The following is a 13,095-nucleotide window of genomic DNA, read 5'->3' on the forward strand; positions in this document are numbered from 1 at the left end:
AAACTATAATAATCAGGCAAGATTTAACGATGCTGGAGAAATTCTTATGGCGCGGATGTATTACGACGAGGATGCCAATCTAGACCTGTTGAAAGATAAGACAGTAGCAATAATCGGTTATGGTTCTCAGGGACACGCTCATGCCCTTAATCTTAAAGATAGCGGAGTAAACGTAATTGTTGGTTTATATCCTGGAAGTAAGTCAAAAGCCAAAGCAGAGGCAGATGGATTAACCGTTCATTCTGTAGAAGATGCAGCTAAAGCAGCAGATCTAATTATGATTCTGCTACCAGATGAAGTCCAAAAGAAAGTGTATACCGAAGAGATTGCGCCTCATCTAACCGACGGTAAAATTTTAGCGTTTGCTCATGGGTTCAATATTCACTTTGGTCAAATTATTCCTCCCCAGTCGGTAGACGTAATGATGGTTGCGCCAAAAGGTCCAGGACACTTGGTTAGACGCACCTACACTCAAGGACAGGGTGTACCCTGCCTATTTGCGGTATACCAAGATGCGACAGGTCAGGCACGCGATCGCGCTATGGCTTATGCTAAAGGTGTAGGCGGTACTAGAGCGGGTATTTTAGAAACTTCTTTTAGAGAAGAAACCGAAACCGATTTGTTTGGCGAACAAGCAGTTCTTTGTGGTGGTCTAAGCGCTTTGATTAAAACGGGCTTTGAAACCCTGGTAGAAGCTGGCTATCAGCCTGAATTGGCTTACTTTGAATGTTTGCATGAAGTTAAATTAATCGTCGATTTGATTGTTGAAGGCGGTTTGGCCAAAATGCGCGATAGTATCTCGACTACCGCTGAATATGGTGATTATACTCGTGGTCCGAGAATAGTCAACGAAAATACTCGCGCTGAAATGCGTCAGATTTTGCGAGAAATTCAGCAAGGGGATTTTGCCCGTGACTTTATCTTAGAAAACCAGGCTGGTAAGCCAGGATTTACCGCTACCCGCCGTTTGGAAGCAGAACATCCCATTGAAGAGGTGGGTAAAGATGTTCGCGCTCACTTTAGCTGGCTCAAAAATGTCAAGTAATGAGTTGAGCTACTAGGCGATCGCCTTAGTTGAAGATTATACCTTTAAGTAGGGCGATCGCTGTACATCAAATTAGGCACAGATAATTTTCTGGCGATCGACTCCTTGTAACACCCCAACTCCTCCCAAACGCTGAACCAATTTTGCCATTCTATCGGCAAAATGAATAACGCAAGGAAGACGACTATAAGCAGATGCGCTGGCAGGGTTTAGCATACACAGTCTATCAATTTGACGAGCTAAAATTTCTAAAGGCGCATCTCCATAATCTCTAACTACTTGCAAAGGACGCGCGCTTCCTCCCGCCTTGGCTTCAGAAGTAACAATACGAAAAGTATCTCCATCAGCTGATAGTATCGCTGTTCCAGGTAATGCGTCTTCTAAAGACTCTGATTGATAAGGTAATACTGCCATCCTACCTGCACCACTTTTTCTCACCCCTAAAATATCGACGGCGATCTTTGCTTGCTTCAACTCGGCAACTGTTTCCAAAAATTCATCCGCCTGAACCAAACCATCTCTCAGTAACAGTATCCGTTTCGGCATTCTATTTTCTTGATTCTGAAATATAGTAATAATATTACTTACAGTACGCCAGACTACTCGACCACTTATTGTTTCTCGTTGCGCTTCAGGAATTTCCCAACCCAAATTTTGTCCGTTGGCTAAGACAGCAAACGCACTTGTACCGTAATACATTTGTCTATTTGTTCCCGCATCAAAACCAATCACTACTTCTGCTGCGTATTGATCTTGGATCGCTTTTAATCCGACTGGCTGCCATTTTGCTTTCAGTAATAAACCTAGAACAATGTTAGCAATGCGATAATCTTCAAGCTTAAACATAGGCTGCATAAACTGAAGTGCAATATTAGCTTCTAAAGCTTCTCTTTGAAATTGAGCTTTTATTGTATTTTCTAACCAGGGGGTGACAACCAAAATAGTTTGAGTACCTTGATTTGCCCAACTCTGCCAAAATTGTTTACGTGCTAACGAACTATTTGGTAAATCCTGTTTATTTTTTGCAGATTCTAGAAAAATATTTACATCACTTTTTTTAGCTACACTTTCTAGCTTATTGCTAATAAATTTTGACCAGCCACCGCTGTTTGTTAAATCTAAGCAACCAAACTGTTTTTCCCCAACACTATAACAGCCTAAATCTAGACTTTTTTTAGGACGATTAACCTTAATTGATTTAGTTAATAGTAAGGGCGATTTATCTCTCAAAATAATTCCTAGAACTTTTTGAGGTTTTATCCTAACATCAACATTGTAAATTTTTTGAGCCAACCATTTAGCTGTATTCTCCCCTTTTTTAAAGCGATCTTTAGTAGGTTGACGAGTTTGAGAAAAAACTTAGCAGCTTCTTTGGAACCTCTTTCTTTTAAAATACTTAAAATTTCCATTGTTATACTAGGTCTTAATCTAGTAGAAAGATGTGGTATTTCTTGATTTTTGCTATCTAAATAAACAACCCTCGCATCCTTAATTTCAGCTTCTGTTGCAGGTATGTTTAATTTTCGATGATAATCTGTTAGACTCGCCCCTGTTAATAATATTACTTGCTCAGGGTTTTCATTACTAGTGCGAACTAGTTGCCAAGAAAGAAAATTATAGGTATTTCGTACCCACTTAATTGGAATATCAGAATAAGTTTGTAACCATTGTTATAATGTCCAAGGAGAGTAAAAACGATGATGAGTATCAAGTTCAACTAATACCATGCCTGAATAGTGAAGCTCTAAATCTAAACGAACCCCTGTGTGAACTTCCCAACCTAAATCTTCGAGAATAATTTTATCCGCATTCCACAAATAAATCCTCCTTCTCGGGCTTTTTCTATTCTATTTCTTGCGGATCTTTGTCTAATTTCATTACCTAACCAACGCCTTTCTAGTCTTTCTAAAGCCTGTTTTTCAACTAACTTTTCTGAATTTAAAAGCTTGGTTTCTTGATGTTGTAAAGTCCAATCTTTATTACTCAAGTATTTGTCAGATATTTTCTCTTTAGTAATAATAGTTGAACCAAATCTTACTCCTGATGTATATCCAATTTTATAAGGAATGCTGTTGATTGCAGAATATTCTTGACCTAATTCAGGAGATGACTCAAAGTTGCATTTATAGATCTGAACAGTTTTATCCACCTCAGTTAATTTTTTAAGCGGAAAGCGATTTAAGTAGACTTTAACGTCGGCTTGATTCATTCAAGTAAGTTTGTTTAGTTTCTGATTCGTGCAAATAATTGAGATTGTATCTCCTAAAAAAAAAGCCTGCCAAGGCAGACTAAACATAAGTGTTATCTAACTAAATTAATTAGTTGATTGTTGATTAATCAAATCTTTCACTGTCGAGACTTGAACTTTGCTTTGAGGTATTTGTATTTCTTGAGTAATAATCGCCGATTGCAATATTGGCGTAGTAGCAACAGAATTACTGCTCAAGGTAAACAAAGGATTAGATAAAATTCCAGCTAAGGAAGTAATAATTGCTGAAGCTACAAGACCTACTTGTAAAGGTCGCATGCCTGGAAGCTTCCAGTTGATAGTCGGGTAGTTTTTAACCGACTCGGACATTTCCTGGGGTTCTTTCACTACCATCATTTTAACGACGCGGATGTAGTAGTAAATCGAGATAACGCTGGTGATTAAACCAAGTAAGACTAAGCCATAAAGCCCAGCTTGCCAACCTGCCCAAAATAGATAAATCTTACCGAAGAAGCCAGCCATCGGGGGAATACCGCCCAAAGAAAGTAAGCAGATGCTCAAGCAAAGAGTTAGTAAGGGATCTTTTTGATATAAACCTGCATATTCACCAATTTGATCTGTACCTGTACGCAGAGAGAACAGAATAATACAGGTAAACGCTCCCAGGTTCATAAATAAATAGATAAACAGGTAAAAGATCATGCTGGAGTAACCATTATCAGTACCAGCAATCAGACCAATCATCACAAAGCCAGCTTGGGCGATGGATGAATATGCCAACATTCGCTTGATGCTAGTTTGCGCTAGGGCTACCACGTTACCCAATATTAGACTGAGAATTGCCAGGGCAGTAAAGATAAAGTGCCACTGTTCGGTTAGCGAACCAAAAGCAGTTACCATCAGGCGAATAGCGAGAGCAAAACCCGCTGCTTTTGAACCAACAGACAGGAAAGCCACTACGGGAGTGGGTGAACCTTCATAAACGTCTGGTGTCCACTGGTGGAAGGGAACTGCCGAGATTTTAAAAGCAATACCTGCAATAACAAATACCAAAGAAATCGCTAAACCCAAAGACTGTACGCCGTTGATGGCTGTAACTTTACTAGCGATCGCATTAAGATTTGTTTCTCCCCCAGACAAACCATAAAGTAATGACATTCCATAAAGGAAAATTGCGGAACTGGCAGCACCAATCAGCAAATACTTCAGCGCAGCTTCGTTAGAACGAGGATCGCGCTTCATGTAGCCCGTCATCAGGTAAGAAGAGATACTCAACATCTCTAGAGAGATAAACACCATCGTCAGCTCATTTGCCCCAGAAAGGAACATTCCCCCTAAGGTAGCGGTAAGCATAATTGCGATGAATTCTGCCAAAGATGTTCCCGACTGCTGAATATAGCGAATAGACATCGGGATAGTGACCATTGCAGAGAGAGCGACAATCCCGCGAAAGACAATGCTAAGATTGTCACCATTAAACGAGCCTAAAAAGGCGATCGCCTCAGGGTTGTTCCACTGAAAAAAGAGAGCTACGAGAGTTGTAAATAAGCCTGCGATCGCCAGATACGGCAACCACCAGGAGGAACTACGCCCAAAGATTAAATCGCCTACTAAAACAGCCATTATAGTAATAATGACAATGCCCTCAGGCCAAATTGTCGCTGCATGAAGCTGAGAGGCTACGCTGCTAGAAAAATCCATAGAGTTTTTAGGTATTGTCAGATATAGATACAATTGAAAAATTGCTGTAAGAGCTATACAAAGGATTGTAACTCTCTATCTTTATTCTGTTTCAGCTTATTATGTTTTGGCTTTTTAATAAACCGAGCATCAACTTTTCGCAAATCTTGGTTATGGTGAAAACAACACCTCAACAAAAAAGATGTTTGTCGTTTGAGGGATTATAACTATAGATTAGAAAATAAATCTCTATTAAAAATTAACTCCTGCTATTAAACTTTCGTTAACTTCATCTCTATGTCAACATTAGTTATTGTCGAGTCTCCTACAAAAGCGCGTACTATTCGTAACTATCTGCCTTCTGGCTATCAGGTTGAGGCATCTATGGGTCATGTTCGAGATTTGCCCCCCTCTGCCAAAGAAATTCCCCCTGCCTACAAAGACAAGGAATGGGCAACTTTGGGAATTAATATAGAAGATAAGTTTCAGCCGATTTATGTCGTTCCAGAGAAAAAAAAGAAGATAGTCAGAGAATTAAAAACTGCTTTAAAGACCGCAGATGAATTGATTCTGGCGACAGACGAAGACCGCGAAGGAGAAAGCATTAGCTGGCATTTATTAGAGATTCTTAAGCCTAAAGTGCCGGTAAAACGCATGGTGTTTCATGAAATCACTAAAGAAGCGATCCAAAGGGCATTACTAGACTGTCGTGAGGTAGACCAAGATTTAGTCCATGCACAAGAGACGCGACGCATTTTAGATCGTTTGGTGGGCTATACTGTCTCGCCTTTGCTGTGGAAAAAAATATCCTGGGGTTTATCCGCAGGTAGAGTTCAATCTGTAGCAGTGCGCTTAACTGTAGCCAGAGAAAGAGAACGCCGAGCATTCCAATCTGGTGGTTACTGGGATCTCAAAGCCGACTTGGAACAAAACAAAAAACCTTTTGAAGCAAAGCTAATTACCCTCGATGGCAAAAGGCTAGCTACTGGTAGCGACTTCGACTCAGATACAGGAAAAATTGCTGAAGGTCGAGACGTTGTATTGCTCAACGAAACTGAAGCCAATAAGCTCAAAGAGCGAATAATTGACAAGACTTGGACAGTTACTAATCGTGAAGAAAAAGCTTCCAAACGCCGTCCTTCTCCTCCTTTTACTACCTCTACCCTACAGCAAGAATCTAATCGTAAATTCGGTATCTCTGCTAGAGAAACTATGGGAGTAGCCCAAAAACTCTACGAAAAGGGATTTATTACCTATATGCGGACAGATTCAGTCCATTTATCTAAACAGGCGATCGCGGCTGCCCGTAACTGTGTAGAACAAATGTATGGCAAGGACTATCTCAGTCCTAAATCTCGTCAATACAGCACTAGCAGCAAAGGCGCACAGGAGGCGCACGAAGCAATTCGTCCGGCTGGGGAAAGTTTCCGTACACCAAAAGAAACCAAGCTTAAAGACCGCGAATTTAAGCTGTATGATTTAATCTGGAAACGGACTGTTGCTTGTCAGATGGCAGATGCCCAACTGACTCAAATTGCGGTTGATGTGAGCGTAGAAAATGCGGTTTTTCGCGCCAACGGTCAGCGAATCGAGTTTCCAGGCTTCTTCCGCGCCTATGTCGAAGGTTCGGATAATCCAGATGCAGCTTTAGAAGATCGAGAAGTACTTTTACCTGCTTTGAAAAAAGGCGATCGCCCCGAGTGTAAAGAATTAGAAGCGATCGGACATGAAACTCAACCTCCCGCTAGATATACCGAGGCATCTTTGGTTAAAACTCTTGAAAAAGAAGGTATTGGTCGCCCTAGTACCTACGCTAGCGTTATTGGCACAATCATCGATCGCGGTTATGTTCAGATGCGTGGCAAGGCTTTAATTCCTACCTTTACCGCTTTTGCGGTGACTGCCCTGTTAGAAGAACACTTCCCCGATCTAGTTGATACAGAGTTTACTTCCAAAATGGAGCAAACTTTGGATGAAATTGCCCGTGGTGGGGCCGAGTGGATTCCCTATCTCAAGCAGTTCTATAAAGGAGAAACAGGTCTAAAAACTCAAATTGATGTCAAAAATGATCAAATCGAACCAGCGATCGCCAAAACCATTCACTTAGAAAACCTCGACGCTACGGTTCGTATCGGCAAATATGGTCCTTATATTGAAATAACTAATGATGAGGGAGAAACAGAAGTCCTCAAAGTTTCGATTCCCGACGATTTAACCCCTGCGGATCTAAACCCAGAGCAAATTGAAGCTTTAATTCGCCAGAAGAAGGAAGGACCTGAAAAAATTGGTCTGCATCCCGAAACGGGCGAACCAATTTATTTTAAAATTGGTAAATACGGCCCTTATGTACAGCTGGGTGACAAAACCGATGATAATCCTAAGCCAAAAATGAGTTCGATTCCCAAAAAAGATAGCAAAACAAATGCTACTAAGGATGACGTAACTCTAGAAATGGCGGTGGGCTTATTGTTACTTCCCCGTTTATTAGGACAGCATCCCGCTACAGGAGGCAAAATTAAAGCGGCATTAGGACGTTTTGGCCCTTATGTAGTTCATGAATTTAAAGGGCCAGAAGACACTAAACTACAGCGAGATTATCGCTCGCTCAAAAAAGAAGATGATGTCTTAACCGTAACTCTAGAAAGGGCTTTAGAGCTACTGGCAGAACCAAAACGCGGTCGCGGAGGCAGCAAAAAGACACCCCTGCGGGAATTAGGCGCACATCCTGAAGATAAAGAGCCAGTCAATATTTATCAAGGTCCTTACGGTAACTATGTCAAGCATGGCAAAGTTAATGCTGGTTTACCTCAAGACGAAACTGTAGAAGGTATGACTTTAGAAAAAGCTCTAGAGTTATTAGCCGAAAAAGCAGCGACTAAAAAGAAAACCACTAGAAAAACTACGGCTAAGAAAAAAACTACGGCTAGGAAAAAAACTAGTACTGCCAAGAAGAAAACTACGGCTAAGAAAGAAGCTTCTTAAGAAGTCAGAAGTCGAGGAGAATAATAACAATATGTCCTTAAAAATTACGGCAAAAATTCTTTTAGCGATTACGCAATTAGTCGCAGGCGTCGCCAGTCTAGAAATTGTCTTATTTTTCAGCACTTTAACCCCCATAGCCACAGCGCAAAATATTTATTCCCCGACTTCCATACCCAGAGAAACTGTTAACCAGGCGACAAAACTGTCTCAGCAAGGAAAAGCTAAAGCCGAGGTGCAAGACTACCGAGGAGCGCTCGCCGATCTTAGTCAAGCTATTCAGCTTAATCCCAACGAAGCAGATTTCTATTATCAACGTGGTTTAATTCTTGTTAAGTTATCAGACAGACAGGCTGCGGTTCGCGACTTTGACGATGCAATTCTAAGAGATCCAAATCATGCCTGGGCATACCTACATCGAGGAGGAATCGCTTTAAATTTGGGGTCTAGCTATCAAATCGCTGATTATCGAGGCTTCAATTACCAAATTACCCAAGTCATTGGCGATCGAGGAGGAGATGCTCAAGCCATGCTAGATCTACGCACAGCCAGAGATTTGTTTGCTCAACAAGGCGATCGCGAAGGATATAAAACAGCAAACAGACTAATTCAACACTTTGGCACAGATATAAAACAAAAAGCTAATCAGGATTTTTAGTGACAACTAACAACTAACAACTAACAACTAACAACTAACAACTAATAATTTTCTAAACTAAAAAATAGCTCTATTGAATAAATCAATTAAATTCGGTGGTAATTGCTCAAAATATTAGGTCTGGTCTTATTTCTTTGGTTTTAGGCGTTTCTTCGGTCTTTTTTTCCTTTTCAGTCGCCGCAGCAGAAAGAATTGCATTTAATTTTCCGCCCTTGGGTCAGTTTGATATTAAGGTTGAAGATCTCGAAGCCTTTGCCAATCAAGGGGAAATATCTGCCGAACTTGCTTACTATTTAGATCGCTTGCCACCAGAGCAACTAGCAAGGCTGCCTGAGATCTTGTCTACTCCCCTAGAGTTCGATCCTCTAACTATTGCTAAATTTAGCAATTCTAGTATTGGAGAAGCGGTTATCAAGAATTTTGGCAAAGGTATTAGAGGCGATATTGAACGTAATGGTTTTTATGCTTTAAGAGGAGCAATTATTGCTGCTGCCTTTGATGATCGAGGATTAACGATCATCAATTTACTACGCCAATTTCCTTTGTCAACAGTTTATCTGGATTTGAAAGTGTTGACTCAATACATCCAACTAGGGACGGCACTCGCTTCAAATCGCGAAGCAATTAACCAAACTTGGTTTGCCGATGATGAGCATCGGCAAGGCGCAAATAATCATCATACAGAACTCAATCGGCTACCAGATCTTAAAATTTCAGGAAAATACACTTGGAACAAACAAACCATTACCTACAATAATCCTCGTCGCCCCAATCCAGGATATTTCGATCTTTATCAGCCATCAACAAAGCAACCTGTTTCCCTAATAGTTATTTCTCATGGTGTAGCTTCTAACCGTCTTACCTTTGCTTATTTAGCCAAACATTTAGTTTCCCATGGCTTCGCTGTAGCTGTAATTGAACATGATGATATTAGTCTGAACAAGTTTGATCGATTTTTAGCGGGACAGGAGCGATTTCCCGAACCAAATAATTTAATCGATCAGCCTTTGGATGTAAAATATGCTCTCGATAAATTAGAATCAGAATCCAAAATTAATCTGCAACAGGTAGGAATAATTGGTCAATCTTTTGGCGGTTATACCTCTCTAGCTTTAGCTGGAGGAGAATTAATTGCTGACCAAACGGCCACAGAGTGCGAACCAGAAAATTATCGCGATGTCCTATTAGATTTATCTTCTTTAGCCAAATGTACTTTAAATGAATTAAATCAGCCTCGCATCCAGTTAAAAGATCCCAGAATCAAGGCGGTTATCGCCATCAATCCGATGGGAAAAATTTTTGGTAAAGCTGGAATGAGTTCGATCCAAGTACCCACTATGCTAGTTTCGGGAACAAATGATTTAATCATGCCGCCTGTTACCGAACAAATTAGACCGTTTAGCTGGTTAGATGGGGATTTAGATAAATATCTGGTGTTGTTTAAACCAGGAACACACTTTAGTTTTTTGCAAGAGGGTTTAGGGGTTTTACCGATCCCCAATACAGTTGTCGGGCCTAGTCCAACTTCGGCGCATCCTGCTTTAAAAACTTTAAGCACTGCTTTTTTTAAAGTTTATCTGGCTCAACAACCAGAATATCAAACCTATTTACAAAGCGATCGCTCGAACCAACTCAGCAACGATGTCTTTGAATTATCAATTATTCGTTTCTTAACTACAGCTCAACTGGAAGAAATCATTAACAACTAGACCAAGACAATCTGGGTAATTCTTATTTAAATGCTTCAGGTTGATTCTGGGCTATAAAAAAAGATGCCTTATTTTAAGACATCTGTTTAATTAATTAAATTAATCTATTAATCTATAGTCGCATTGTTAGCTTGAATAAGATTCGACTAGCTGGTGCTAGTTATTGTATGCGTCTAAATTAATTTGAACTGACTCTACATCCCAAATTTGTTCACAGTATTCTTTAATAGTGCGATCGCTAGAAAATTTACCCATCCGTGCGGAATTGAGAATCGACATCTTAGTCCATCGATCTCGATCTTTGTACGTCTCAGAAACTCGCTCCTGACAGTCGATGTAGTCTTGATAATCTGCCAGCAACATATAGGGATCGTCAAAGAGTAAAGAGTCAACAATCGGTTTAAATAGCTTGGTATCACCGTGACTGAAGTATCCGTTAGCAACGCGATCGATTACTGCCTTTAATCCCTCGTTGCTATTGTAATACGACATTGGATCGTACCCATCTGCCTTCATTTGATAAACTTCCTCGGCTGTCAAACCAAACAAGAAAAAGTTCTCTTCCCCAGCTTCTTCACGGATTTCAATGTTAGCCCCATCTAAAGTACCAATAGTCAATGCACCATTCATGGCAAACTTCATATTTCCCGTACCCGAAGCCTCTTTACCAGCGGTAGAAACTTGCTCGGATAAGTCCGCAGCTGGATAGATTTTTTGACCCAAAGAAACATTAAAATTGGGCAAAAAGACTACTTTTAAACGTCCTCTGACATCGGGATCTTTGTTGACTACTTCTCCTACCGCGTTAGCAAATTTGATAATTAGCTTGGCCATAAAATAACCAGGGGCAGCTTTCCCACCAAAGATAAAGGTACGAGGCACAATATCGATATTGGGATTTTCTTTGATGCGGTTGTAGAGAGTAATAATATGCAGCACCATTAAATGCTGACGTTTGTATTCGTGAATTCGCTTGACTAAAACATCAAAAATGGAATCAACGTTAACGTCAATATTTTTAGTTTTCTTAATTTGCGCTGCCAGGTTAATTTTGTTTTGACGCTTAATTTCTCGCCATTGCTGACAAAATTCGGGATCGTCGGTAAATTTTTCTAATACTCGCATCTCGTCTAAGTTTTTCAACCAAGAGTCACTTTGACTTTTTTCCGTAACCAGCTTTGCTAGTCGAGGATTGCTGAGCAAGATCCAGCGACGAGGAGTAACCCCGTTAGTTTTATTAAAGAATTTTTCGGGCCACAATTTGGCAAAACCCTGAAGAGTATATTTTTGCAGCAGCTTGGTGTGTAGGGCGGCAACGCCGTTGATGGCATGGCTACCAACGCAGGCAAGGTTTGCCATCCGAACTTTTTTGTCTGCTCCTTCTTCAATAATGGAAAGCTCAGAAGCTAAATCTTCATCGTCAGGAAACCAGGTGCGAATATCTTCTAGAAAACGGTGATTAATTTCGTAGATAATCTCGATGTGTCTTGGCAACATTCGACCAAATAAACTAACTGACCATCTTTCTAACGCTTCTGGTAGTAGAGTGTGGTTAGTGTATGCCAAGGTTTTTTGAGTAATGTCCCAAGCCTGATCCCAGTCCATGCCGTGTTCATCAACCAACAGGCGCATTAATTCTGCTACCGCTACTGCGGGATGAGTATCATTGAGTTGAATTGCCGCCCGTTCGTGGAAGTTACTTAGGTCGGGATGAACGTTTAAATGAATGCGAATCAAATCATACAGCGAAGCAGAAACAAAGAAATATTGCTGTGCTAGGCGTAGCTCTTTACCTTGGGGAGTATTATCGTTGGGATACAGTACCTTAGAGATAGTTTCCGAACTCATTTTTTCGGCTACGGCGCGGTCATAGTTACCTGCATTGAACGCCTCGAAGTTAAATTGTTCACTAGCTTCAGCTTTCCAGAGGCGCAAGGAGTTTACGGTATTAGTGCGATAGCCTGCCACAGGTGTATCGTAAGGAACGGCTTTTACCTTGCGATCGCAAATCCAGCTCACGCGGTTGTGTCCTTGTTCATCACGATAGCTTTCGGTATGTCCCCCTAGCTTGATCTCGACTGAATCTTCGGGACGAGCTATTTCCCAAGGATTTTTAAACATCAGCCAGTTATCGGGAATTTCTGCTTGCCAGCCGTCCCTTAAAGCCTGATGAAAAATGCCAAATTCGTAGCGAATACCATAACCAATGGCGGGAATTTCTAAGTTAGCTAAAGAATCAAGGAAACAAGCAGCCAGTCTACCTAAACCGCCGTTACCCAAGCCTGGATCGGGTTCTTCTTCTACTAGCTCTTCGATATCTAAATTGAATTCTCCTACTACCTGGCGCATTTTTTCGTAGATACCAAGAGAAATCAGGTTGTTTTCCAAATGGCGACCCATTAAAAACTCGGCAGAGAAATAAGAAACGACCTTAACGTCTTCTGTATAGTAGGTGCGTCCAGTCTTGATAAAACGATGGAGTAAACGATCTCTGACTGTGAAGGCTAATGCCTGATAGTAATCATGAAGTGTAGCCGTAGATTCGTCTTTCCCCTGAACATAAAATAAGTTGTCATTAAAGGCTCGTTTTAGAGTCTCTATGCTCATTCCTGTGCGATCGTCTTCTACTTGAATCGTCGGATTAGCCAAATTACTACCAGTATGGTTTTGACCAAGCTTTTGAGAAGTTTTTATGTCCATATTTCCCTAAAGATGATGTTTGGATAAATAATTGCTGGTGGCATAGACAGGCATTTTGATGACAAAATCGCACCAGGGCAAACGCTGTCTAAGTCCAATTTTGTATAATTCACTT

At 40.8% G+C, this 13,095-nt stretch carries 9 protein-coding genes; 4 read left to right on the forward strand and 5 right to left on the reverse strand.

What is annotated here, in order from left to right; genetic code table 11:
* The first annotated feature begins 46 nt into the window (after positions 1 to 46).
* The gene (gene ilvC / locus V6C71_17165) at positions 47 to 1,045 is read left to right on the forward strand and encodes a ketol-acid reductoisomerase (GenBank protein ID HEY9770192.1); all 999 of its coding nucleotides are present in this window, start codon (positions 47 to 49) and stop codon (positions 1,043 to 1,045) included.
* 72 nt (positions 1,046 to 1,117) lie between these two features.
* On the opposite strand, the gene V6C71_17170 is transcribed toward ilvC, so the two are convergent.
* The 4 genes from V6C71_17170 to V6C71_17185 form a co-directional block, all read right to left on the reverse strand.
* The gene (locus tag V6C71_17170) at positions 1,118 to 2,338 is read right to left on the reverse strand and encodes a Piwi domain-containing protein (GenBank protein HEY9770193.1); all 1,221 of its coding nucleotides are present in this window, start codon (positions 2,336 to 2,338) and stop codon (positions 1,118 to 1,120) included.
* Positions 2,339 to 2,715: 377 nt separating this feature from the next.
* Positions 2,716 to 2,862 (reverse strand): hypothetical protein, encoded by a 147-nt coding sequence (locus V6C71_17175; GenBank protein ID HEY9770194.1) that lies wholly within the window; start codon positions 2,860 to 2,862, stop codon positions 2,716 to 2,718.
* Positions 2,826 to 3,254 carry a hypothetical protein gene (locus V6C71_17180; GenBank protein ID HEY9770195.1) on the reverse strand — a complete coding sequence of 143 codons (429 nt, stop codon included), beginning with the start codon at positions 3,252 to 3,254 and terminating at the stop codon, positions 2,826 to 2,828. Before V6C71_17180 ends, V6C71_17175 begins: the two co-directional genes overlap by 37 nt.
* 105 nt (positions 3,255 to 3,359) lie before the next feature.
* Positions 3,360 to 4,955: an NAD(P)H-quinone oxidoreductase subunit N gene (locus V6C71_17185; GenBank protein HEY9770196.1), complete on the reverse strand. Its 1,596-nt coding sequence runs from the start codon at positions 4,953 to 4,955 to the stop codon at positions 3,360 to 3,362.
* Between the two features lie 276 nt (positions 4,956 to 5,231).
* On the opposite strand from V6C71_17185, the gene topA reads away from it, so the two are divergent.
* The 3 genes from topA (at position 5,232) to V6C71_17200 (ending at position 10,280) form a co-directional block, all read left to right on the forward strand.
* Entirely contained in the window at positions 5,232 to 7,916 is a 2,685-nt protein-coding gene (gene topA, locus V6C71_17190) for a type I DNA topoisomerase (GenBank protein HEY9770197.1), read from the forward strand.
* Positions 7,917 to 7,947: 31 nt separating this feature from the next.
* Positions 7,948 to 8,571: a tetratricopeptide repeat protein gene (locus V6C71_17195; protein ID HEY9770198.1), complete on the forward strand. Its 624-nt coding sequence runs from the start codon at positions 7,948 to 7,950 to the stop codon at positions 8,569 to 8,571.
* Positions 8,572 to 8,666: 95 nt separating this feature from the next.
* Entirely contained in the window at positions 8,667 to 10,280 is a 1,614-nt protein-coding gene (locus V6C71_17200; GenBank protein HEY9770199.1) for an alpha/beta hydrolase, read from the forward strand.
* Between the two features lie 156 nt (positions 10,281 to 10,436).
* On the opposite strand, the gene V6C71_17205 is transcribed toward V6C71_17200, so the two are convergent.
* Positions 10,437 to 12,980, reverse strand: a complete 2,544-nt coding sequence (locus tag V6C71_17205; protein HEY9770200.1) for a glycogen/starch/alpha-glucan phosphorylase — start codon at positions 12,978 to 12,980, stop codon at positions 10,437 to 10,439.
* Positions 12,981 to 13,095 lie beyond the last annotated feature (115 nt).

It is taken from the genome of Coleofasciculaceae cyanobacterium (genome assembly GCA_036703275.1).
Lineage (GTDB): Bacteria > Cyanobacteriota > Cyanobacteriia > Cyanobacteriales > Xenococcaceae > Waterburya.

Coding starts and splice junctions, on each gene's coding strand:
- V6C71_17195 (HEY9770198.1), top strand. CDS start 7,948: ATGTCCTTAAAAATTACGGCAAAAATTCTTTTAGCGATTACGCAATTA.
- V6C71_17180 (HEY9770195.1), bottom strand. CDS start 3,254: ATGAATCAAGCCGACGTTAAAGTCTACTTAAATCGCTTTCCGCTTAAA.
- V6C71_17205 (HEY9770200.1), bottom strand. CDS start 12,980: ATGGACATAAAAACTTCTCAAAAGCTTGGTCAAAACCATACTGGTAGT.
- ilvC (HEY9770192.1), top strand. CDS start 47: ATGGCGCGGATGTATTACGACGAGGATGCCAATCTAGACCTGTTGAAA.
- V6C71_17185 (HEY9770196.1), bottom strand. CDS start 4,955: ATGGATTTTTCTAGCAGCGTAGCCTCTCAGCTTCATGCAGCGACAATT.
- topA (HEY9770197.1), top strand. CDS start 5,232: ATGTCAACATTAGTTATTGTCGAGTCTCCTACAAAAGCGCGTACTATT.